Origin of the sequence: Rhodococcus sp. NCIMB 12038 (genome assembly GCF_002165735.1) — a bacterium.
GTDB lineage: Bacteria > Actinomycetota > Actinomycetes > Mycobacteriales > Mycobacteriaceae > Rhodococcus_F.
Window position 1 is genome coordinate 128,531 of record NZ_NHML01000023.1, and the last position, 21,384, is coordinate 149,914.

Here is a 21,384-nt window from a genome sequence, read left to right on the forward strand (position 1 = left end):
GAAGTCGGGGGAAGTGGTTGCCGGGGTGATCATTTGATCGCGCCGAAGGACAGGCCGCGGACCAGTTTGTTCTGCGCGACCCAGCCGGCCAGGATGACCGGGAGAGCCGCCAGCGTTGCCGCCGCCGACAGTCGGGCCCAGTACAGGCCCTCACCGGTGATGAATCCGACGAGGAACACCGGAATGGTCTGCGCCTGGACGGCGGTGAGGTTGACCGCGAAGAAGAATTCGTTCCACGAGAAGATCACGCAGATCAGCGCGGTGGCCGCGATGCCGGGTGACACGAGCGGCAGGATCACCTCACGCACCGACGTCCACAGGCTCGCCCCGTCCATGCTCGCGGCCTCCAGCAGTTCGCCCGGGACCTCGAGGAAGAACGAGCGCATCATCCACACCGCGATCGGCAGGTTCATCGCCGTGTACAGGATGATCAGCGCCCAGATGTTGTCGAGCAGGCCGATGTCGTTGACGATCACGTACAACGGGATGATCGCGGCGACGATCGGCAGCATCTTCGTGCTGATGAAGAAGAACAGGGCGTCCTTCGTCTTGCGGACCGGCCGCAGTGACAGCGCGAACGCCGCCGGAACACCGAGCACCAGCACGACGATCGTCGACATGGCGGTCGCGAACGCCGAATTCAGCAGTGCCGTACCGATTCCACTGTCGAGGACCGCCTTGAACTGGTCCAGCGTGGGTGTGAAGAACAGCTTCGGCGGAGTCGTATAGGCGTCGCCCTCCTGCTTGAACGCGGTGAGCACCATCCACGCCACCGGGAAGAAGAACCCGAGGGCCACGATCCACGCGACCACACTCCACGGGCTGAACTTGCGATGCTTGCGCGCCCGCCTCGTCTCCGGCGCGGCGGGAGCGGACTCCACCGGCGCCGCTGCAGTGTCGGTACTCATCACGCTGCCTCCTCGTTACCGGAAAAGCTCTTGAAGATCAGGCGCAACGCCAGGGTCGCGACGACGATCGTCGCGATCACGACGATGACGCCCATCGCCGCAGCCTGCCCGATGTCGAAACCGAGGAAGGCGCGCTGGTAGATGTAGAAGGGAAGGTTGGCGCTGGCAGTGCCCGGCCCGCCCTGCGTCATCATGTAGATGGCGTCGAACGTGTTGATCAGGTAGATGGCGCCGAGCACCGCACCGAGTTCGATGAACCGGCGCAGGTGCGGGAGCGTCAGTTCGCGGAACATCGCGAACGGCTTGGCGCCGTCCACCCGTGCCGCCTCCAGGATGTCGCGGGGCATGGACTGCAGTCCGGCCAGGATCAGCAGCATCATGAACGGCGTCCACTGCCAGATCAGGCTCACCATCACCGAGGCCAGCGGGAACTTGCTGACCCAGTCGACCTGCCCTACCCCGAACGGGGAGAGCACGAAGTTGACGATGCCGAACACCGGGTCGAACATCGTCGTCTTCCACAGCAGCGCACCGGCGACGGGCGTCACCAGGAACGGCGTGATGAGGAGGGTACGGACGATGCCGCGGCCGAGGAACGCGCGGTCCAGCAGCAGTGCGAGCAGCAGGCCCAGCACCACCGAGATCAGCACGGTTCCGACGATGAGGATCACGGTGTTGACCGCGACCTCACGGAACTGGCTGTCCTGGAACACGTCCGCGTAGTTCTGCAGCCCGACGAACTCACGGGAACCCGGCCGCACCAGGTTCCAGGACTGCGTCGAATAGTACAGCGTGAACAGGAACGGGATCTGGGTCACCACGATCATGAAGATCAATGCGGGCAGCAACGGCCCCCGGCGACGCCAGCCCTCAGCCCGGGAGACGCTGTCGTCTTTGGCCTCCCGCAATTCACGCACCCGGTCAGAGGTGCCGCCCGCGGTGGGTTTCTCGGCGATGGTTGTCATCGTTCCTCCCGATAGGTCGCGCCGACCACCTCGGCGTACTGCTGTGCCTGGGCGAGCGCCTCGGGCACGGTCTGCTGGCCTGCGATCGCCGCGCTGATCTGCTGGCTGACGCGGGTTCCGAGATCCTGGAACTCGGGGATCGCCAGGAACTGCACGCCCGTGTACGGAACCGGTTGCACGGTAGGAGCTTCCGGGGTCGCGTTCTCGATCGCGTCGAGCGTCAGCGGTCCGTACGCCGCCGAGGCCTCCCTGTACTCGGGAATCTCGTAGGTCGAGAGCCTGCTGCCCGGAGGCACCCGCTCCCAGCCGAGATCCTCACCGACCGTGCGTATGTATTGCTTGTCGGTCATCCACGAAATGAACTTCCAGGCCGCATCGGGGTTCTCGCTGCTCTCGGGGATTCCGAGCGCCCAGCTGTACAGCCAGCCGGAGTTGTCCTTCACGTCGATGGGTGCGGGTGCATACCCGATCTTGCCGACGACGGCGCTCGACGACGGATCCTCGAGCGTGGAGACCGCGGACGTCGAGTCGTACCACATCGCCACCTGCCCCTGAGACAACTGCGTGGCGCACTCGCCGAAGCCGCTCGTCGCGGCTCCCGGCTCGCCGTACTCGCGCACCAGGTCGACGTAGAACTGGACCGCGCGTTCCACCTCGGGGCTGGTCAGCTGGGCGTTCCAGTCCTCGTCGAACCAGCGGCCACCGAACGTGTTGATGACCGTGTCGAGGGGTGCGAGCAGTTCACCCCAGCCGGGCTTGCCGCGCAGGCAGATGCCGGCCATGTCCTCGGAGTCGAGTTGCTTCGCCGCCGCGGCGACCTCGGTCCAGGTCGGCTTCTCCGACAGGGTGATTCCGGCCTGCTCGAACAGGTCCTTGCGGTACATCAGGAACGAGGACTCGCCGTAGAACGGCACCGAGTACATGCTCCCGTCGTACGACAGCGACTCCCGCAGGGTGGGGATGAAGTCGGCCTCGTCGTAGCCCTCCGTCGCCTGGGCGTACTCCGACAGATTCTTCAGCCAGCCGTACTGCGCCCACTGCGGGGTCTCGTAGTTGCTGATCATCACGACGTCGAACTCGCCGCCGCCGGTCGCGGTGGATGCCGTGATCTTCGCGCGCGCCTGGTTCTCCGACAGTGTGACGAATTTCAGGTCGATGTCGGGATTCTCCGCCTCGAACTGCGAGGCGAGTTTCTGGGCGTCCTGCATCTGCGAGTTGGAGACCATCGCGATGGTGATGGTCTGGTCCGAGGCGCCCAGCGATCCGGCGCCCGCACATCCGCTGAGCGCTAGGGAGAGAACCCCCGCTCCGGCTACCAGCATCGTCGCCGGTTTCCTGTGTTTCTTCACCGATCTTCACCTCTCTTGCGTGGTGCTACTGATCGAGCAGCCAACGCGCGCATTCGATGTCGCAGACCAGCATCTTGGCCAGTCCGCCGTGGAGGGCACCCAGTGCCGCTTGGTGTTTGGCGACGCCACCCGTGACGAGGATCGATCCCCCGCACGCGCGGATGTCGTCGAGCGGAACGGACATGGCCCGTTCGTCCAGTGGGCCGCCGACCTCGGTTCCGTCGAGCCGGTAGAAGCGACCACCGACCTCGCCGACCGCACCGAGGCCGGTGAGCACGGACAGCATGTCCGTGTCGATGAAGCTGCCTTCGAACAGGGTGGTCGACGTCGAGACGGCGCCCGTGCCGAACATCATCATCTCCGCGGTCCGGCCCGCCTCGAGCGCTTTGGAGATGACCGAGTCGCCCCGCATGGATACCACAGTCGACGCGTCCGCGTACAGGGGAACGGGGAGCCGAACGGTGTTGGCCTGCAGCTGCTCTGCGCATCGACCGAGGACGTACTCCGTTCCGGTCTGGTAATTGATGGCACTCACCGAGCCGTCGAGCTGGACGACGGAAGCGCACGTGGCCGCGCCGGACGGCAGGCCCTGCGCAACGGCGACCGTCTCCGGCCCCCACGTGAATCCGAGGGTGTCGCCTTCCCGGATCCGGCGAACCAGCAGGGACGCGGCGGCGCGCCCGACGCCGGCGAAGCTGTTGTGGTCGTCGATCGCTCCGGTGGCGTCGACGGAATCGGCGACCACCACCGCCTCGAGGAGTCCGAACTTCTCCTCGAGCGCGCGCTCCTCGTCCGAACGCAACGCGTCGCGCAGATGTGCGGGAGCCTGCACCTCGATGCGCACCAGGCCCTGGGCGCGGGCTCGCGCCACCAGCCGTCCCGCGGTCGGGCGGGAGACGCCGAGACGGGTGGCGACCTCGGCCTGGGTCATTCCGTCGAGGTAGTACAGCGTTGCAGCACGCAACGCGAGGCGCAGATCCTCGGTCGTGGACGGCGGTGGTGCCGCGATGAGAGACGGCGTCGGGGCCGTCGAGTTGGGGGACGTCACTGGTTCTCCTCGCCATGATCCCGGGCCCGTCGAGTGTGTCCTCGGCGCCTCGGGAATCCGTGAGCAAATGATCACTATGCGTTCTTCTGCTCAATACGCTAGCATCGAAGTGTGACCCACACAACACTCCCTTCGGATATCCCCAGGACGATGCGTGCCAGCGTGCTCGTCGAGCCGGGCGTGATCGAGATCCGGGAACGCCCCGTGCCGACTCCCGGTCCGGGTGACGTGCTGGTCCGCGTCGCCTCGGTCGGCGTCTGCGGATCGGACGCCCACTACTACCGCGAGGGCCGGATCGGTGAGTTCGTGGTCGACCAGCCGATCGTGCTGGGACACGAGGCGTCGGGCACAGTCGTGGGCGTCGGCACCGGCGTCCCGGCGGCACGCATCGGACAGCGAGTCTCCATCGAACCGCAGCGCCCCGACCCGGACACCGACGAATCCCGGCGCGGTCTCTACAACCTGTGCCCGCACATGCAGTTCTATGCCACCCCGCCGATCGACGGCGCGCTGGCCGAGTACGTCACCATCGGCGCGGCCTTCGCGCATCCGGTTCCCGACGAGATGTCCGAGGACGCGGCCGCACTGTGCGAACCGCTGTCCGTGGCCATTGCCACCACCCGCAAGGCCGGAGTGACGGCGGGTTCCCGGGTGCTGATCGCGGGCGCGGGACCGATCGGGATCGCGACGGCGCAGACCGCCCTCGCGTTCGGCGCCACCGAGGTCATCGTCTCGGATCTGGATCCGCGGCGACGCGACGTCGCAACGAAATTCGGCGCCACCGCGGTGCTCGACCCGCGCGAGCAGGACGTCGCGGGACTGCACGTGGATGCGTTCGTCGACGCGTCCGGCGCCCCGAGTGCGGTCCTGGCCGGCATCCGGGCGGTGCGGCCCGCGGGAACCGTCGTGCTGGTGGGCATGGGCGCCCCCGAGATGACGCTGCCCGTCCAGACCATCCAGAATCGAGAGTTGGTGTTGACCGGGGTGTTCCGCTACGCCAACACCTGGCCGACGGCGATCGCGCTGGCGCGGTCCGGGCGGGTCGACCTCGATTCGATGGTCACCGGAAGATTTCCGCTCGCCGAAGCGGAGCAAGCACTGAACGCAGACCGGGCGCCGGGCAGCCTCAAGGCCGTCGTACGCGTCCAGGAATGAGGAGAGACCGATGCAACTGAGCGCGCAGGCACTGCCACACCTCGACGACACCGTGCAGGTGCCGAATTATGATCGCGACGACATCACCGTGGGCATAGTACATTTCGGTGTCGGCGGATTCCACCGGGCACACCAGGCGATGTACGTCGACCGCCTGCTGCGGCGCGGTCAGGCGCGCGACTGGGGCATCTGCGGGGTCGGGGTCCTGCCCGGCGACCGGCGCATGAAGGACGTCCTCGATGCACAGGACGGCCTGTACACGCTGGCGCTGCGGCACGCCGACGGCACCTGGGACGTGAGCGTCATCGGTTCCATCGTGGACTATCTCCTCGCCCCTGACGACCCCGAGGCGGTCATCGAGAAGATCGCCGCGGAGACCACCCGGATCGTCTCGCTCACGATCACTGAGGGCGGCTACAACTTCACCCACGACACGGGCGAGTTCGACACCGAGAACCCCGACGTCGTGCACGATCTCACGGACGGCGCCGTCCCGCGGACCACGTTCGGACTCGTCGTGGAGGCCCTGTCCCGGCGCCGCGCGCGCGGGCTGCCGTCGCCGACCGTCATGTCCTGCGACAACATTCAGGGCAACGGCGACGTGGCCCGCCGGATGTTCCTGGCGTACGCGGAGTTGAAGGACCCGGACCTCGCCGAGTGGATGCGCGCCGAGACGTCGTTCCCCAACTCCATGGTCGACCGCATCACGCCGGTGACCACCCCCGAAGTGACGGACGCGTTGTCGTCGCGCTTCGGCGTCGACGACCGGTGGCCCGTCGCGGCGGAACCGTTCACGTCGTGGGTTCTCGAGGACGCGTTCCCGCTCGGCCGCCCCGCGTTCGAGGACGTCGGCGTGCAGGTGGTCGACGACGTCGAGCCGTACGAATTGATGAAACTGCGCCTGCTCAACGCCAGCCATCAGGGCCTCTGCTACTTCGGATACCTGGCCGGGTACCGGCTCGTGCACGACGTCGCCCAGGATCCCCTCTTCGCCGACTTTCTGCTGGCGTACATGGACGACGAGGCCACGCCCACCCTGGCGCCGGTGCCCGGGGTCGACCTCGACGAGTACAAGCGCACGCTCATCGAGCGCTTCTCCAATCCCGAGATCCGCGACACCGTCGCCCGCCTGTGTGCCGAATCGTCCGACCGCATCCCGAAATGGCTGTTGCCGGTGATCCGCGAGAATCTGGTGGCCGACCGGCACGTCCGCCTGTCGGCCGCGATCGTGGCGAGCTGGGCCCGGTACGCCGAGGGCGTCGACGAGGACGGCGGACCCATCGACGTCGTCGACCAGTTGAAGGACTCCCTCGTGCCGATCGCGCGCAGCCAGCGCGAGAACCGCACGGCGTTCATCGAGAACCGTTCCGTCTTCGGCGATCTCGCCGACAACCCGCGTTTCGTCACCGCGTATCTCTGGGCGCTGGACTCACTGCACTCCGTCGGCGCGCGGAAGACACTCGAGGCCCTGCGTGAGAAGGTGCAGTCATGAGTCTGATCATCGGTGAAGCCCTCGTCGACATCGTCACCGCGAGCGACGGCACCACCACCGAATACGTCGGTGGCAGCCCGCTCAACGTCGCGGTCGGTCTCGGCAGGCTCGGGCGTCCGGTCGAATTCGTCACCCGGATCGGCGACGACACCCGGGGTGCTGCGATCGTCCGGCATCTCGAGCAGTCGGGGGTGAGCCTCGCGGCGGGCAGCGTCACCGCGCAGCGCACCGCGACCGCGCACGCCACCCTCGACGCCGCCGGATCCGCCACCTACGAGTTCGACCTCGAGTGGGACCTCCCCTCCCCCAGCGGTGCGTCGGCCCCGTCGCTCGTGCACACCGGTTCCATTGCCGCCGTGCTGGAACCCGGTTGCGACGTCGTCGCCGACATGCTCGACCGCCGCCGTACCTCGGCGACCATCAGCTACGACCCCAACGTGCGACCGGTGCTGATCACCGACCGGGCCCGCGCCCGGCAGCGGATCGAGCACCTCGTGTCGATCTCGGACATCGTCAAGGTCAGCGACGAGGACCTCCACTGGTACGACCCCGACCGTGATCCGGTCGACATCGCCAGCGAGTGGCTGGCCCGCGGCCCGGCGATGGTCGCGGTGACGAAGGGCGCGGAGGGCGCCTTCGCGGTCTGCGCGGCCGGACTCGTCGAGGTCGCGGCCCGCGACGTCGAGGTGGTCGACACCGTCGGCGCGGGCGACGCGTTCATGGCCGGACTCCTCGACGGATTCTGGTCGCACGGATTTCTCGGCGCGGAGAGCCGCGCCGCCCTCCACGCGATCGGTCCGGACGAACTGCGCAACGTGCTCGACAACGCCGTGCTGATGTCGGGTCTCACGGTCGCGCGCGCCGGGGCGGACCTCCCCACCCGTGAAACGCTGGATCGCGCGGCGGGCGTTCGGCAATGACCCTCGTCGCGGGCATCGATTCGTCCACCCAGTCGTGCAAGGTGATCGTCTGCGACGCCGCGACCGGTGACCTCGTCCGGGAGGGCAGGGCGTCGCATCCGGACGGCACCGAGGTCGATCCGAAGGCGTGGGCGGAGGCCCTCGACAGCGCCGTCGCCGCCGCCGGTGGACTCGACGACGTCGCGGCGGTGTCGGTCGGAGCGCAACAGCACGGCATGGTGTGCCTCGACGACACCGGGACGGTCGTGCGTCCGGCGTTGCTGTGGAACGATACTCGCTCCGCCGACGCCGCCGCCCAACTGGTGGACGACCTCGGCGGTCCGGACGCGTGGGCCGACGCCGTGGGTGTCGTGCCCCTCGCGGCGATCACCGTCAGCAAGCTGCGCTGGCTTGCCGATTCCGAACCGTCGAACGCAGACCGGACGTCCGCGGTGTGCCTGCCCCACGACTGGCTCGCCTGGCAGCTCACCGGCCGATCCGACCTCGGCACCCTGACCACCGACCGCGGCGACGCCAGCGGAACCGGATACTTCTCCGCCGCAACGGATTCCTACCGTCCCGACCTGCTGTCGATGGCGCTGCGGGGGCGCACGGCCGCCGTGCCGCGCGTCGCCGGACCCGCCGAGCGGATCGGCGAGACCCGCTGGGGTGCCGCCGTCGGACCGGGCACCGGGGACAACGCCGCCGCAGCCCTCGCTCTCGACGCGCGGGAAGGCGACGTCGTCGTGTCCGTGGGAACGTCGGGGGTCGTGTCCGCGGTGTCCGTGACACCGGCGAACGATCCGGGCGGTTTCGTCGCCGGATTCGCCGACGCCACCGGACGCCAGCTGCCGCTCGTGTGCACGCTGAACGCCGCCCGGGTCCTCGACGCGACCGCCTCACTGCTGGGGGTCGATCACGACGAGCTGTCGCGGCTGGCGCTGTCGGCGCCGTCCGGCAGCGGCGGCCTGGTGATGGTGCCGTACCTCGAGGGCGAACGCACCCCCAACCGCCCCGACGCCACCGGCTCCGTTCACGGTCTGCGGCTGGCGAATTCGACGCCCGCCCACCTCGCCCGCGCGGCAGTCGAGGGGCTGCTGTGCGGCCTGGCGGAAGGCATCGACCACCTGATCGCCCAGGGCGTCACGGTGCGTCGCATCCTCCTCGTCGGCGGCGGTGCCCGTTCGCAGGCGCTGTGCGAACTCGCGCCCGCCATCTTCGGGGCGCCGGTCCTCGTACCCAGGCCGGCGGAATACGTCGCCATCGGCGCGTGCCGTCAGGCGGCCTGGACCCTGGCCGGGACCCCGGAGCCGCCCCAGTGGAGCCAGACGTCCACCCGGCGCTTCGACGCCGACCCGGCACCCGACGTGCGCGAGCGGTACGCGGAGGCCCGGGGATAGGCGCTTCGCGCCCGTGCGCCTTTCTGGTTGCTCCAGCTACCAGAAAGGCGCACGGGCGGCTACGCCACCTTGACCAGCATCTTCCCGACGTTCGCGCCGCGCATGAGCTGCAGGAACGCGTCGACCGAGTTCTCGATGCCGTCGACGACAGTCTCGTCGTGCACCACGTCGCCGGACGCGAGCCACGGTCCCATCTTGGCGGCGAACTCGGGGAACACGTGCGTGTAGTTGCCGAGGGTGAAGCCCTCGAGGGTGAGCCCGCGGCTGATGATGTTCACCATGTTGTCGGGGCCGGGCGTGCGCTCGGTGGCGTTGTATGCCGCGATCGCGCCGCACAGTGCGGCCCGCCCGCCGGGGCGCATGACGTCGAGGGCGGCCTCGAGGTGGTCGCCGCCGACGTTGTCGAAATAGACGTCGATGCCGTCACCCGCGAGTCCGCGGAGTTGCTCGCGCACCGGCGCCTGCTTGTAGTCGAAGGCGGCGTCGTATCCGTAACGCTCGGTCAGCAGCGCGACCTTCTCCGCGGACCCGGCGGATCCGATGACGCGGGACGCGCCCTCGAGTCGCGCGATCTGCCCGGCGGCGGTCCCCACCGCACCCGCGGCTCCGGAGATGAACACGGCGTCGCCGGCCTTCAGGTGGGCGATGTGCACGAGGCCGACGTAGGCGGTGAGCCCGGTCAGGCCGAGAATCCCCAGGTGCGCCGAGATCGGCACTCCCGGAATCTCTTCGACCACGCGGAACGCCGCAGCGTCGCCCTGCGCGACGTCGCGCCACCCGAGGTCGTGGACGACCACCGAGCCGACCGGATGGGTGGCGGCGGTGGATTCGACGACGCGACCGACGGCGCCGCCGGTCATCGTCTCGCCCAGCACGAACGGCGGGATGTACGACTTCACGTCGTTCATGCGGCCGCGCATGTAGGGGTCGACCGAGACGAACTCGTTGTGCACGCGCACCTGCTCGGGCCCGAGTGCGGGCAGTTCGACGGTGGCGGTGCGGAAGTCGTCCTGGGTGGGCCAGCCCACCGGCCGATTGATCAGCTGGATCTGGGTGCTCGACGTCACGGGTGTTCCTTTCGATACTTCTGAGGTCACAGCGCCAGTCCGAGCGCGAGGAGGATTACGGCGAGCAGCGGCAACGTCCCCTGGGTGATCGCCGCGCGAGCCTTGTCGGGCGACGACAGCAGGAGCACGAGCGCCGCGAGCAGCATGGAGCCCGCGCCGGCGAACACGAGAGCCGATCCGACCGCGGTCGCGCCGATGGCGACGGCGACGATGCCGACTGCCGTCACGATCGCCAGGAAGAGGTTGTAGAAGCCCTGGTTGAAGGCAAGCTCCCGGGTGGCGGCGGCCTCTTCGGCGCTGGTCCCGAACGTCGCACGGGTGCGCGGAGCGGTCCAGAGGACGGATTCGAGCACGAAGATGTAGACGTGCAGCGCACTGGCGAGTGCGGCAAGAACAAGACCCGCGGCAACCATCCGAAACTCCTCCTCGTTCTGAACTGACCATTTCAATATATACTGAAATGGTCGTTTCACAACCACGAGTGAGGATCGTCATGCCGCGCACGCAGGACTTCGACACGGCCGAAGTGGTCGGCCGGGCCCGCGACCTGTTCTGGGACAAAGGCTTCGAAGCAACCTCGATACCCGACCTCGAGCGCGTCACCGGTTTGAATCGGTCGAGCCTGTACAACGCGTTCACCAGCAAACGCGGACTCTTCGACGCCGCCGTCCACGACTACCTGGACCGGGTGGTGCGCCCCCGACTGCGCATCCTGACCGACGAGCCGACCCGCTCCGACGCCGCCTCGCGCTATTACCGCAGCCTCGCGGACGCCCTCGCCGCCCTCCCCGACGACGCCCCCGGTCGCGGCTGCCTGCTCCTCAACAGCGCCGCCGGTTTCGCCGCACACGACGACGCGCAACGGTCCGTCGTCGAGAGCTACCAGCGCGAACTGTCCGCAGCACTCACCCACGCACTCCGCGCCCACGACCCCGACGCCTCGTCCGCCACCCTGCAGCACCGGGCCCGGCTCCTGACGTCCCTGTCCGTCAGCGCCCTCCTGCTGTCGCGGGTCGACCGCGACGAAGCTGTCGCGGTCGCGAAGACCGCCGTCGAGCAGCTCGAGGAGTGGCGCCCGTAGGTGAGTGGCAAAGAGTGCCCCGGCACGCATTGCGACTCATCTGGGGGTCAGGCGGTCACCCAGTCGGCCATCACGTCCGCGAGCGCCTCCGCGCCCCGATTGCAGTCGTCGGCCTCGGCGAACTCGTCGGGTGAGTGCGACACCCCGGTGGGGTTGCGGACGAACATCATCGCGGTGGGCACCTTCGCCGACAGGATTCCGGCATCGTGCCCGGCCGCGGTGGGTAGGACGGGGATGTCGCCGAGATGAGCGAGGGAGCGGCGCAGTCGCTCCCGGGTGTCGTGTGGGAACTCGACGATCGGTGTGACCGATTCGGCTTCGACCTCGAGACCGATGCCGTCGGCGGCCGCGTATGCCTGCGCCTCGGCGGTGATCTGCTGCACCAGTCTCGTCAGCGTCTCCTCGTCGGCGGCCCGGGCGTCGAGCCACGCGCGCACCTCCGACGGAATCGCGTTCGCACCGTTGGGAAGTACCCGCACCTTGCCGAAGGTGGCGACCGCCTCGTGCAGCGTGGCGGCGGACCGTGCGGTGTGGACCGAGGACGCGAACGCGAGCATCGGGTCGCGGCGGTCGACCAGCCGGGTGGCGCCTGCGTGGTTGGCTTCCCCGGAGAACACGAATTGCCACCGGCCGTGCGGCCAGATCGACGAGGCCACGGCTATGGGGCTGTCGATCAGGTCGAGGGCTCGCCCCTGCTCAACGTGCAGTTCGACGTACACGCCGACGCGGTCGACGAGTCCGGGGTCCTCGCCGAGATGGTGCGGGTCGCGGCCGGCGGAGATCAGTGCCTCGCCGAGGCTGATGCCGTCGTTGTCCCGCAGCGCCAGGGCACGGGCGGGTGCCACCGCCCCGGTCGACAATTGTGAACCGACGCAGGCGACACCGAACCGGGCACCCTCCTCGTCGGAGAACGCCGCGACCGCCACCGGACGCGTCGGCACGATCCCCCTCGCCCGCACGAGGTCGATCGCCGCGAACGCCGACACGACCCCGAGAGGTCCGTCGTAGGCGCCGCCGTCGGGCACGGAGTCGAGATGCGACCCGGTGACGAACGCATTGCGGGGATCACCCGACCAGCCCTCGGGCATCCACCAGGCCCACAGGTTGCCGTTGCGGTCCTCCTCGACGCTCATCCCCCGCTGCCGGGCGCAGTCGCCGAACCACTCGCGCAGCGTCAGGTCGGCGTCGTTCCACGCGAAGCGGCGGTACCCGCGCGTCGACTTGTGCTGTCCCACGTCGAGAATGGTCGCCCACAGCGAATCGAACGAAGTCATGTATTGGGTCCTCTACTCGTAGTTCAGGCGCTTCGCACCCGTGCGCCTTTCTGGTTGTTCCAGCTACCAAAAAGGCGCACGGGCGGCGGAGCCGCCTACAGTGCTCCCGGAATCCAGGTAGTTCCGGCGAGGGGCACGCGGGCCATGGCCGACGCCTCGACGGTGAGGGCCACGAGGTCCTCGGGTTCGAGGTTGCGCAGGTGCGACTTGCCGCAGGCGCGGGCGAGGGTCTGCGCCTCCATGGTGAGCACCCGCAGGTAATTCGCGAGCCGGCGGCCGCCTTCGACGGGGTCGAGATTCTTCGACAGTTCCGGGTCCTGGGTGGTGATCCCGGCGGGGTCCTTGCCGGCCTGGAAGTCGTCGTAGAACCCGGCGGCGGAGCCGAGTTCCTCGTACTGCCTGGCGTAGCGGGGGCTGTTGTCGCCCAACGCGATCAGGGCGGCGGTGCCGATCGCGACGGCGTCCGCACCGAGGGCCATGGCCTTCGCGACGTCGGCTCCGCTGCGGATCCCGCCGGACACGATGACCTGCACTTTTCGATGCACGCCGAGTTCCTGCAGCGCCTGGACCGCCTGCGGGATCGCGGCGAGGGTGGGGATGCCGACGTGCTCGATGAACACGTCCTGGGTGGCGGCGGTGCCGCCCTGCATGCCGTCGACGACGACGACGTCGGCGCCGGCCTTCACGGCGAGCTTCACGTCGTAGTAGGTGCGGGTGGCGCCGACCTTGATGTAGATCGGCTTCTCCCAGTTGGTGATCTCGCGCAGTTCGATGATCTTGATGGCGAGGTCGTCGGGGCCGGTCCAGTCGGGGTGCCTGCAAGCCGACCGCTGGTCGACGCCCATCGGGAGGGTGCGCATCCCGGCGACGCGTTCGGTGATCTTCTGCCCCAGCAGCATTCCGCCGCCGCCGGGCTTGGCGCCCTGGCCGAGGACGATCTCGATGGCGTCGGCCTTGCGGAGGTCGTCGGGGTTCATCCCGTACCGCGACGGCAGGTACTGGTAGACGAGGTTCTTCGACTGCCCCCGCTCCTCGGGGGTCATGCCGCCGTCACCGGTGGTGGTGGACGTGCCGACCTCGCTGGCGCCGCGGCCGAGGGCCTCCTTCGCCTGCCCGGACAGCGCGCCGAAGCTCATGCCGGCGATGGTGATCGGGATGTCGAGGTGCAGTGGAAACTTCGCGTTGCGGTCGCCAAGGACGACGTCGGTGTCGCACTTCTCCCGGTACCCCTCGAGCGGGTACCGCGACATCGACGCCCCGAGGAACAGCAGGTCGTCGAAGTGGGGCAGCTTGCGCTTGGCGCCCCAGCCGCGGATGTCGTAGATGCCGGTCTCGGCGGCCCGCTGGATCTCGGAGATGACTCCGCGGTCGAAGGTCGCCGATTCGCGCAGGGCCGGGTTCGGGGTGTTCATAGCGGGTCTCCTAGTAGGCGCTGGCGTTGTCGACGTGGAAGTTGTAGAGCTGGCGGGCGGAGCCGTAGCGGGTGAACTCGGACGGGTCGGCGTCGAAACCGGCCCGGTCCAGCAGTTCCCGCAGTTCCGTCAGGTGCTCGTCGCGCATCTCCTTCTTGATGCAGTCGGCGCCGAGGGACGCGACGGTGCCGCGGACGTAGATCCGGGCCTCGTACAGCGAGTCGCCGAGCGCCTCGCCGGCGTCGCCGAGGACGACGAGACGTCCGGCCTGACCCATGAACGCGGACATGTGCCCGATGTTGCCGCCGACGACGATGTCGACGCCCTTCATCGAGATGCCGCAGCGGGCGGCGGCGTTGCCGTCGATCACGAGCAGTCCGCCGTGGGCGGTGGCGCCCGCGGACTGCGACGCGTCGCCCTTGACGTGCACCGTCCCCGACATCATGTTCTCGGCGACCCCGACACCGGCGTTCCCGGTCACCGTCACCGTCGCCTGCTGGTTCATGCCGGCGCAGTAGTAGCCGACGTGGCCCTCGATGGTGATGTCGATGTCGGAGTCGAGGCCGCAGGCGAGAGCGTGCGCACCGTGGGGGCCGGTGACGGTGACCGTCCTCGGCGCCTCGGGTGAGGTGAGCCGCTCGTTGACGGCCCTGGTGCTCGACGACGCGAGGTCCAGGACAATTGCTTCGGTGGTGGCTACCGGTGCCATACGTACACCTCTTCCGGTTCGGGCTCGAAGATTCGGGCGTTGTCGACGCCGGGCAGGTTCGCCAGGGCGCGGTATTCGGAGGCCATCGCGACCCACTGGTCGGTCTCGGCGATGACGGCGGGCTTGCAGGAGATGGCGTCGCGGACCACGGCGAACGAGTCGGCGGTGGAGACGAGGAGGGTGTAGAAGCCGTCGAACGTCTCGTTGAGCATGAGCAGCGCCTTCTCGAGGTCGACGCCCTCGGCGAGTTGCTTGGCGACGAACCGCGCCCCGACCTCGGTGTCGTTGGCGCTGTCGAACACGACGCCGTCGCGCTCGAGTTGGTGCTTGATGCTCATGTGGTTCGAGAAGGACCCGTTGTGCACCAGGCACTCGTCGGGGCCGACGGAGAACGGGTGCGAACCCTCGGCGGTGACGGCGGATTCGGTGGCCATCCGGGTGTGGGCGACGCCCTGCCAGCCGGTGGCGGCGGGCAGCCCGAACCGGTTCGCCAGGTCGACGGGGTTCCCGACGCCCTTGAGGACGGTGAGATCGTCGCCGAAGCCGATGACCCGGGCCGTGGGGACGAGGCTGCGCACGGCCGCCGCGAGGTCCTCCGCGCCGACGACGCCGTGCAGGATCGTGGTCGGGTTCAGGTCGAGTCCGGTGATCGTCGTGTCGAGGGTGGATGACAGCGTCGCGGCGAGATCCGCTGCGGGGATGGGGCAGTCGAGCAGCGAGACCGTCGACTCCCCTTCCGGTGACCAGGTGCGGTCGCCGTAGATGGCCATCCCGGCCGAGTCCGGTCCACGGTCGCACATCTGCGCGAGCATGTCGGTGAGCAGGGCGCCGAGTTGTGGGTAGAGGGCGGGCTCACGCAGGTGAAGTCCGACGATTCCACACATGGATGTCTCCTTTCGGGAGGTCTGTCAGAACGCTGTCAGGTAGTGGTCGAGTTCCCAGGGGGAGACGGTGTTGTGCCAGGCGAAGAACTCCTCGCGCTTGAGTTTCGCGAAGTACTCGGCGACGCCGGGGCCCGCGACGTCGAGGGCGCCCGTCACGATCGGATCCGATTCCAGTGCGTCCATCGCGTGCAGCAGCGTCATCGGCAGCATGTCGCTGGGGCTGTCACCGGATCCGGGGGTGCCGGGGTCGAGGTCGCGGGCGATGCCGTCCAGCCCGGCGGCGATGGCGGTGGCCGCGGCGAGGTAGGGGTTGGCGGAGCCGTCGCCGCCGCGCAGTTCCACCCGGTTCTTGTCCGGCACCCGAAGATAGTGGGTGCGGTCGTTGCCACCGTACGTGGCGTACCGAGGCGACCAGGTGGCGCCGCTGCTCGTCGAGGTGGCACCGGTTCGCTTGTAGGAGTTGACGGTCGGGGCGATCACCCCCTGCAGAGCGCACGCATGTTCCAGAATTCCGGCGATGAACGCGTACGCCGTCTTCGACAGTCCGAGCCCCTTGGGGTCGTCACCGTCCGGGAACACCGAACCGCCGTCGTTCCACAGCGACAGGTGCAGGTGCATGCCCGACCCGGTGCGGTCGGAGAACGGCTTGGGCATGAACGTGGCCTTCATGCCCCGCTTCTCGGCGATCACCGACAACAGGTACCGGGCGGTGATTACCCGGTCCGAGGTGGTCATCGCGTCGGCGTAGTCGAAGTTCTGCTCGAACTGCCCGTTGCCGTCCTCGTGGTCGTTGGCGTAGTTGCCCCACCCGAGCGTGTTCATCGCCTGCGACACCTCGGTGAGGTGGTCGTACATCCGGGTGACGTCGCGGGCGTCGTAACACGGCTGACGGCTGACGTCGTCGGTGTCCGCGGTGGTGAGGGGACCGTCGCCGGTGCGGTTGACGAGGAAGTACTCGATCTCCGCCCCGACGTTGACGGACAGGCCGAGTTCGGCCGCCTTCTTCAGTGTCTCCTTCAGGATCACCCGCGGCGCATACGGCCACGGTGTGCCCTCCACGTGGGGGTCGCAGTGCACGATCGCCAGGCCGGGCTTCACGAACGGGATCGGCGTGAACGACGAGACGTCGGGCACGGCAACGAGATCGGAGTCCTTGGGTTCCTGGCCCATGTGCCCGGCCGCGTAGCCGGCGAAGCCCACGCCGTCGTTCTGAAGTTGCTCGACGGCCTCGATCGGGACGAGTTTGGCGCACGGTTTCCCGGACAGGGTGACGAACAGGGCGAGGATGAAGGTGGTTCCGGTGGCCCGGGCCACCTCGGACAAGGTCTGCGGTGGGGATGTCACGATGTTCTGCGCGGTGAACGCGTCAGCAGTGTCGACAGCCATGGGGAGCTCCTGAACTGGTGGTCTGCGGGTGAGGTGGTCTGTGGGTCAGCGCATCTCGCCGGCGCCCTCGTAGGGGTGCAGGCTGAAGAGGAGATCGCCCTCCTCGAAGCGCGAGTAGCGGAAGTCGGACGGCTCGACGTTCGGGAGCGTGGTCTTGCCGTCGTCGAGCAGCATGTCGGCGACGAGGCGCCCGACCGCGGGTGAGATCTTGAAACCGTGACCGGAGAACCCGGTGGCCAGGAACAGTCCGTCGACGGGTGCGGGCCCGATGATCGGGTTGTAGTCGGGGGTGACGTCGTACGCCCCGACGTACGACGACGTGATGCGCGGGTCCGGCATCTCCGGCAGCCGGTTGCCCAGCTTCATGATGTTCTTCTCGATGGTGCTGTCGTCCGCGCGGTTGCTGTACTTGTCGGGGTCGATGTATTCGGGCGCGGCGTGGTCGCTGTTCCCGACGAGCAGTTCGCCGTTGGGTTCGCGGCAGATGTACTGCAGTCCGGCGAGGTCCGACAGCACCGGTACCTCCGGCGTCGGCACGCCCTGGTCGATCAGGACGAGTTGCGCGCGTTGGGCTTTCACCGGGATGTCGACACCGACTCCGGCACCGAGTTCGGGCGCCCACGGGCCGGTTGCGAGGATCACGTGCTCGGCGTGCACCTCGTCGCCGTTCCCCAGGGTCACGCCGTAGACGCGGCCCTCGGCGTTCTGGAGCAGTGACGCCACCGGCGTGCTCTGGCGGATCGTGACGCCCAGCTTGCGGGCGGACGCGCCAAATGCCATACCGGCCATGTACGCCTCGCCGCGGCCGCCGAGCGGCTCGTACGCGAAGGCGGCGAAGTCGTCGAGGTGCAGCCCCGGCCACAGCTCGGCCATCTTGTCGGGTCCGATGTAGTCGACATCGATGCCGAGACCCTGCATCATCGCGACGTTCGCCTTCAGCGGGTCGATGTTGTTTTCGCCGACACCGACGACGTACCCGCACTGACGGAACGCCATGTCATCGCCGAAGATCTCGGTGGCCCGGGTGAAGATGTCGACGCCGTACCAGGACATCGCCGCCAGCGACGGCGTCCCGTAGTGGCACCGGACCACGCCGGACGACTTACCGGTCATGCCCGAGCACAGGGTGTCGCGCTCGAGGACCAGGACATCGGTCTCGCCTCGGTCCGCGAGCGACCACGCGATGGCGAGACCCTCGAGTCCTCCACCGACGATCACGAACTTTGCTGTCTCTGTCACGTTGCTTCCTTCATTCGGCCGGAGGGTCGGGCTCTGGCGGCTTCGGTAGCGGTTCGTTTCACCTCATGAATCGCTGTTGTTCACTATGAAACAGTTCTACTATGTCCATCGCGTTACGGCAATGTTGTGGCCGAATCACCAAAATCCGCCGACCAGCTAAGGATTCCGCAGGATAATCGGGTCCTGAACTGCGCATTTTTCGGGCCGCCGACGAGATTTACGCCGTGGAAATGTGCGATGTGGTTTCCTGTTGCTACCCCAAGTTTCACGAAGGGGATTCGCTCTTCAGCACCCTCATCGCCTCTCACAGGAGACTCCATGACCACGACCGACAAGCCCACCGCCGTCCCGTTCCGCGTCACCGCCGGATTCCACGAGAACCTGCCGCAGATGCCGGTCGCGGAGTACCCGGGCACCAAGGGATACATCGACGACGTCTTCGCCAACCCGGACGGCTCCGAGATGTCGGCCGGCTACTTCGAACTCCAGCGCACCGACACCCCGCTCGACTACTACTACGCCTACGACGAGATGAAGGTCGTCCTCGAGGGCGAGTTCACCCTGGAGAACCTCGACACCGGCCAGGTCGAGGTGGCGAGGGCGAAGGATGCGATCTTCTTCCCCAAGGGGTCGCGCATCCGCTTCACCACCCCCGACCGCGCGCTGGCCTACTTCGTCGGCCACCGTTCCTTCGCGCCCTGATCCGCGATGGCCGTCTCGATGAGGTCGACGAGCGTCCCCCGGTGGCGGTCCGATTACTCGGCCGTCGACGATTTGGCGGCCGGCGCTCGCGTCACCTGCTACGTGCTCGTCTCGGACGGTTCGGTCAGCGCTCGGGCGCTGCGCGACCTGTCCGCGCGGGTCGCCCCGGTGCCGACTCGCACGTTGACCGTCGACAACGTGGAGGGATCCGGACTCGACGACCTGCTGTCCGAGGCGCGCATCGGATGGCGATTCGTGGTGGCGGGTTCCGAGCGGACGGTGGGGGCGGTGCGCTCCCACCTAGTCTCCGCGGGTGCGCTGCCCGCGGAGATCGCCGCCGTGATCAGCGACCAGGACACCCGCGTGCGCGACGTGTACTGCGCGCACTGCCATACGACGTCGCCGAACGTCCCGGTGGCCGTGGGCGGGCAGACGCCGTGCGCGGGGTGTTCCGCAGAGCTCACCGTCTACTACCACTTCTCCCGGCGCCACAGCGCGTACCTGGGTTACCGAGCCGACGCGGAGGAACTGCCATGACTATGGTGCTCGAAACGGTTGCGGGCGAGGGAGTTACCGGCACGCTCACCTTGACGGTGCGCGAGGCCCGAGTACTGTGCCCCGGCGTCCGGCACCTCGTGCTGGCGGACCCGGGTGGCCGCGTCCTTCCGACGTTCACACCGGGCAGCCATATCGCGGTGAATTGGGCCGAGGGCCGGCACAACTCGTATTCACTGACGGGGCCGTCGATCGAGCCGGACCACTACGCGATCTCGGTCCGGCTCGACGAGAACGGCCACGGCGGTTCGCGCTGGGTCCACGACCTGCGGCCGGGGCAGACCGTCCGGGTGAGCCGTCCGCGCAGCGCGTTCGCGCCGATCCTCAACGCCCGGCACCACATCCTGGTCGCGGGCGGGATCGGCGTCACCCCGATCCTGTCGCACGTGCGGGCTGCCCTCGAATGGGGTCGTTCGTTCGAGGTGATCTACTCCTTCCGCGACCGTCAGGGGGCGCATGCCGACGAGTTGGCGGCGCTGTGCGGCGACCGGCTCGTCACGGTGTCCACCCCCGGAGAACTCGCGGACCGCCTCGTCCCGACACTGGCCGATCAACCACTCGGCACCCACGTCTACACGTGCGGACCCGCGCCGATGATCGCCGCGGTCGCCGAATGGGCCCGCGAAGGCGGCTGGCCGCCGGGCCGCGTGCACTCGGAGGCGTTCGGTGCGGGTCCGCTGCCCGAAGGAAACCCGTTTGCCGCCAAGCTCGGACGCACCGGGATAATCGTCCCCGTCCCGGCGGGCACCAGCCTTCTCGAGGCCCTGCTGGACAAGGGAATCAACGTCCCGAACCTGTGCCGTCAGGGGGTGTGCGGCGAATGCCGGCTGTCGGTCCGTGGCGGCGATGTCGAGCACCGCGACCTGTTCCTCACCGACGAGGAGAAGGCGTCCGGGGATTCGATCATGCCGTGCGTGTCACGGGCCGTAGGAGACCGATTGGAGCTGGAACTGTGACCTCGACCGACTCACGCACCGCGCGCTATCCCTTCCCCTTTCCCCGCGACCAGTACCGCTACAGCACCAACGTCGAGCCCGCCGGGAACACCGCTACGACCGTGGCGGGCAGTTGGGGCACCACGCACTTGGAGATCGATTCCCGGTACCACGAGGAACTCGACGAGCGCGAACGAATCCTCACCACTGACCCGTCGCGGCACCAGTGCCTGCCGCACATGGTCCCGGCCGCCTGGGACGCGATGCTCACCCTGATGCGCACCCTCGCCGCCGAATACCCCGACACCATGGCCCTCGAACGTCGCGGCGACAGCTGGTTCTGGCGGAACGACCTCCTCGGGATCGAGCACAGCTTCGTGTTCGGCGACCTCGCCACGCTCCCGGCGCCGCCACTGATGTATATCTGCGGCCAGATCCAGGAAGACGTCGTGCTGCTCGACCAGCGTGAGGGACAGCTGTGGGGCGACGCCGGACTGGTGACGTTCGCGGCGGACTGGTCCTTCGGATTCGACGTCGGGATGAGCTTCCTCGAGATCCACGGCCCCGTCCCGCGTATCCACAGCGAGAAGATCATCACCCGCGCCCACAACTTCCTGATGCGGCTCGAACCCGGCCAGAGCTACCGGCGCACCAACTGGACGCTGACCGTCGACGGCAAACTCGACACGTCGACCGAAACCTATCCGGAGTGGGGGAAGGACCGTCGCACCCTCGCCGACGGACCGCTCGACGAGGTCGGCGACCGACTGTTCCTGAGAACCGAAGTGCAGCATCTGATCCGGCTCGCGCACTCCGGCGCCGTCATGTTCCTCATCCGCACCTACCTGTTGCCGCTGCGCGATGTCGCGTCCGTCCCGGAATGGGGTGCACGGCTGTACAAGGTCCTCGAGGACCTTGTACAGC

21 protein-coding genes are annotated in these 21,384 nt (G+C 68.2%); 9 read left to right on the forward strand and 12 right to left on the reverse strand.

Features of this window, described 5'->3' with window-relative positions:
* Positions 1-29: 29 nt before the first annotated feature.
* The 4 genes from CA951_RS30295 to CA951_RS30310 are packed head-to-tail and all read right to left on the reverse strand — an operon-like array spanning position 30 to position 4,270.
* Complete coding sequence (locus CA951_RS30295) at positions 30-908, reverse strand: carbohydrate ABC transporter permease (RefSeq protein ID WP_087560364.1); 879 nt, start codon at positions 906-908, stop codon at positions 30-32.
* The gene (locus CA951_RS30300) at positions 908-1,873 is read right to left on the reverse strand and encodes a carbohydrate ABC transporter permease (protein WP_087560365.1); all 966 of its coding nucleotides are present in this window, start codon (positions 1,871-1,873) and stop codon (positions 908-910) included. The genes CA951_RS30295 and CA951_RS30300 overlap by 1 nt, the downstream gene beginning before the upstream one ends.
* Positions 1,870-3,195, reverse strand: coding sequence for a sugar ABC transporter substrate-binding protein (locus tag CA951_RS30305; RefSeq protein ID WP_087560366.1), 1,326 nt, complete (start codon positions 3,193-3,195; stop codon positions 1,870-1,872). The genes CA951_RS30300 and CA951_RS30305 overlap by 4 nt, the downstream gene beginning before the upstream one ends.
* Before the next feature lie 52 nt (positions 3,196-3,247).
* Positions 3,248-4,270 carry a sugar-binding transcriptional regulator gene (locus CA951_RS30310; protein WP_087560367.1) on the reverse strand — a complete coding sequence of 341 codons (1,023 nt, stop codon included), beginning with the start codon at positions 4,268-4,270 and terminating at the stop codon, positions 3,248-3,250.
* 150 nt (positions 4,271-4,420) lie between these two features.
* Here CA951_RS30310 and CA951_RS30315 point away from each other — a divergent pair, with 150 nt between their 5' ends.
* Genes CA951_RS30315 through xylB form a run of 4 tightly spaced genes read left to right on the forward strand, consistent with a single transcriptional unit; the run spans position 4,421 to position 9,216 of the window.
* Positions 4,421-5,425, forward strand: coding sequence for an NAD(P)-dependent alcohol dehydrogenase (locus tag CA951_RS30315; RefSeq protein ID WP_087560368.1), 1,005 nt, complete (start codon positions 4,421-4,423; stop codon positions 5,423-5,425).
* 10 nt (positions 5,426-5,435) lie between these two features.
* The gene (locus CA951_RS30320; protein WP_087560369.1) at positions 5,436-6,917 is read left to right on the forward strand and encodes a mannitol dehydrogenase family protein; all 1,482 of its coding nucleotides are present in this window, start codon (positions 5,436-5,438) and stop codon (positions 6,915-6,917) included.
* Complete coding sequence (locus tag CA951_RS30325) at positions 6,914-7,837, forward strand: carbohydrate kinase (protein ID WP_087560370.1); 924 nt, start codon at positions 6,914-6,916, stop codon at positions 7,835-7,837. Before CA951_RS30320 ends, CA951_RS30325 begins: the two co-directional genes overlap by 4 nt.
* Complete coding sequence (xylB, locus tag CA951_RS30330; protein WP_087560371.1) at positions 7,834-9,216, forward strand: xylulokinase; 1,383 nt, start codon at positions 7,834-7,836, stop codon at positions 9,214-9,216. Before CA951_RS30325 ends, xylB begins: the two co-directional genes overlap by 4 nt.
* Positions 9,217-9,275: 59 nt before the next feature.
* On the opposite strand, the gene CA951_RS30335 is transcribed toward xylB, so the two are convergent.
* Positions 9,276-10,283 carry an NADP-dependent oxidoreductase gene (locus CA951_RS30335; RefSeq protein ID WP_087560372.1) on the reverse strand — a complete coding sequence of 336 codons (1,008 nt, stop codon included), beginning with the start codon at positions 10,281-10,283 and terminating at the stop codon, positions 9,276-9,278.
* Positions 10,284-10,309: 26 nt separating this feature from the next.
* Positions 10,310-10,696 (reverse strand): DUF1304 domain-containing protein, encoded by a 387-nt coding sequence (locus tag CA951_RS30340; RefSeq protein ID WP_087560373.1) that lies wholly within the window; start codon positions 10,694-10,696, stop codon positions 10,310-10,312.
* Positions 10,697-10,776: 80 nt separating this feature from the next.
* Between CA951_RS30340 and CA951_RS30345 the strand changes: the two genes are divergently transcribed.
* Complete coding sequence (locus CA951_RS30345) at positions 10,777-11,364, forward strand: TetR/AcrR family transcriptional regulator (RefSeq protein WP_087560374.1); 588 nt, start codon at positions 10,777-10,779, stop codon at positions 11,362-11,364.
* Positions 11,365-11,411: 47 nt separating this feature from the next.
* On the opposite strand, the gene CA951_RS30350 is transcribed toward CA951_RS30345, so the two are convergent.
* From CA951_RS30350 to CA951_RS30375, 6 genes are all read right to left on the reverse strand, one after another.
* Entirely contained in the window at positions 11,412-12,638 is a 1,227-nt protein-coding gene (locus tag CA951_RS30350; RefSeq protein ID WP_087560375.1) for an allantoate amidohydrolase, read from the reverse strand.
* A 95-nt stretch (positions 12,639-12,733) separates the two neighbouring features.
* Entirely contained in the window at positions 12,734-14,050 is a 1,317-nt protein-coding gene (locus tag CA951_RS30355) for an FMN-binding glutamate synthase family protein (RefSeq protein ID WP_087560376.1), read from the reverse strand.
* A gap of 10 nt (positions 14,051-14,060) precedes the next feature.
* Positions 14,061-14,759, reverse strand: a complete 699-nt coding sequence (locus tag CA951_RS30360) for a protein glxC (RefSeq protein ID WP_087560377.1) — start codon at positions 14,757-14,759, stop codon at positions 14,061-14,063.
* Positions 14,747-15,643: a glutamine amidotransferase family protein gene (locus tag CA951_RS30365; RefSeq protein WP_087560378.1), complete on the reverse strand. Its 897-nt coding sequence runs from the start codon at positions 15,641-15,643 to the stop codon at positions 14,747-14,749. The genes CA951_RS30360 and CA951_RS30365 overlap by 13 nt, the downstream gene beginning before the upstream one ends.
* A gap of 24 nt (positions 15,644-15,667) precedes the next feature.
* Complete coding sequence (glnT, locus tag CA951_RS30370) at positions 15,668-17,029, reverse strand: type III glutamate--ammonia ligase (RefSeq protein ID WP_087560379.1); 1,362 nt, start codon at positions 17,027-17,029, stop codon at positions 15,668-15,670.
* Positions 17,030-17,074: 45 nt separating this feature from the next.
* Positions 17,075-18,268 carry an FAD-binding oxidoreductase gene (locus CA951_RS30375; protein WP_087560380.1) on the reverse strand — a complete coding sequence of 398 codons (1,194 nt, stop codon included), beginning with the start codon at positions 18,266-18,268 and terminating at the stop codon, positions 17,075-17,077.
* Positions 18,269-18,586: 318 nt separating this feature from the next.
* Between CA951_RS30375 and CA951_RS30380 the strand changes: the two genes are divergently transcribed.
* The 4 genes from CA951_RS30380 to CA951_RS30395 form a co-directional block, all read left to right on the forward strand.
* Positions 18,587-18,970: an ethanolamine utilization protein gene (locus tag CA951_RS30380; RefSeq protein ID WP_087560381.1), complete on the forward strand. Its 384-nt coding sequence runs from the start codon at positions 18,587-18,589 to the stop codon at positions 18,968-18,970.
* Between the two features lie 18 nt (positions 18,971-18,988).
* Positions 18,989-19,507 (forward strand): dimethylamine monooxygenase subunit DmmA family protein, encoded by a 519-nt coding sequence (locus tag CA951_RS30385; RefSeq protein ID WP_256974151.1) that lies wholly within the window; start codon positions 18,989-18,991, stop codon positions 19,505-19,507.
* Positions 19,504-20,481, forward strand: coding sequence for a PDR/VanB family oxidoreductase (locus CA951_RS30390; RefSeq protein ID WP_087560383.1), 978 nt, complete (start codon positions 19,504-19,506; stop codon positions 20,479-20,481). Before CA951_RS30385 ends, CA951_RS30390 begins: the two co-directional genes overlap by 4 nt.
* Positions 20,478-21,384, forward strand: a 907-nt coding sequence (locus tag CA951_RS30395) for a DUF3445 domain-containing protein (RefSeq protein WP_087560384.1), incomplete at its 3' end; no start/stop codon positions are given. The genes CA951_RS30390 and CA951_RS30395, both read left to right, overlap by 4 nt.

Bases quoted from the DNA above. Each gene is read 5' to 3' on its own strand.
- CA951_RS30315 (WP_087560368.1), top strand. From the start codon at position 4,421: ATGCGTGCCAGCGTGCTCGTCGAGCCGGGCGTGATCGAGATCCGGGAA.
- CA951_RS30305 (WP_087560366.1), bottom strand. From the start codon at position 3,195: ATGCTGGTAGCCGGAGCGGGGGTTCTCTCCCTAGCGCTCAGCGGATGT.
- CA951_RS30380 (WP_087560381.1), top strand. From the start codon at position 18,587: ATGACCACGACCGACAAGCCCACCGCCGTCCCGTTCCGCGTCACCGCC.
- CA951_RS30360 (WP_087560377.1), bottom strand. From the start codon at position 14,759: ATGGCACCGGTAGCCACCACCGAAGCAATTGTCCTGGACCTCGCGTCG.
- CA951_RS30300 (WP_087560365.1), bottom strand. From the start codon at position 1,873: ATGACAACCATCGCCGAGAAACCCACCGCGGGCGGCACCTCTGACCGG.
- CA951_RS30320 (WP_087560369.1), top strand. From the start codon at position 5,436: ATGCAACTGAGCGCGCAGGCACTGCCACACCTCGACGACACCGTGCAG.
- CA951_RS30385 (WP_256974151.1), top strand. From the start codon at position 18,989: ATGAGGTCGACGAGCGTCCCCCGGTGGCGGTCCGATTACTCGGCCGTC.
- xylB (WP_087560371.1), top strand. From the start codon at position 7,834: ATGACCCTCGTCGCGGGCATCGATTCGTCCACCCAGTCGTGCAAGGTG.
- glnT (WP_087560379.1), bottom strand. From the start codon at position 17,029: ATGGCTGTCGACACTGCTGACGCGTTCACCGCGCAGAACATCGTGACA.
- CA951_RS30350 (WP_087560375.1), bottom strand. From the start codon at position 12,638: ATGACTTCGTTCGATTCGCTGTGGGCGACCATTCTCGACGTGGGACAG.
- CA951_RS30295 (WP_087560364.1), bottom strand. From the start codon at position 908: ATGAGTACCGACACTGCAGCGGCGCCGGTGGAGTCCGCTCCCGCCGCG.
- CA951_RS30345 (WP_087560374.1), top strand. From the start codon at position 10,777: ATGCCGCGCACGCAGGACTTCGACACGGCCGAAGTGGTCGGCCGGGCC.
- CA951_RS30355 (WP_087560376.1), bottom strand. From the start codon at position 14,050: ATGAACACCCCGAACCCGGCCCTGCGCGAATCGGCGACCTTCGACCGC.
- CA951_RS30390 (WP_087560383.1), top strand. From the start codon at position 19,504: ATGACTATGGTGCTCGAAACGGTTGCGGGCGAGGGAGTTACCGGCACG.
- CA951_RS30340 (WP_087560373.1), bottom strand. From the start codon at position 10,696: ATGGTTGCCGCGGGTCTTGTTCTTGCCGCACTCGCCAGTGCGCTGCAC.
- CA951_RS30325 (WP_087560370.1), top strand. From the start codon at position 6,914: ATGAGTCTGATCATCGGTGAAGCCCTCGTCGACATCGTCACCGCGAGC.
- CA951_RS30365 (WP_087560378.1), bottom strand. From the start codon at position 15,643: ATGTGTGGAATCGTCGGACTTCACCTGCGTGAGCCCGCCCTCTACCCA.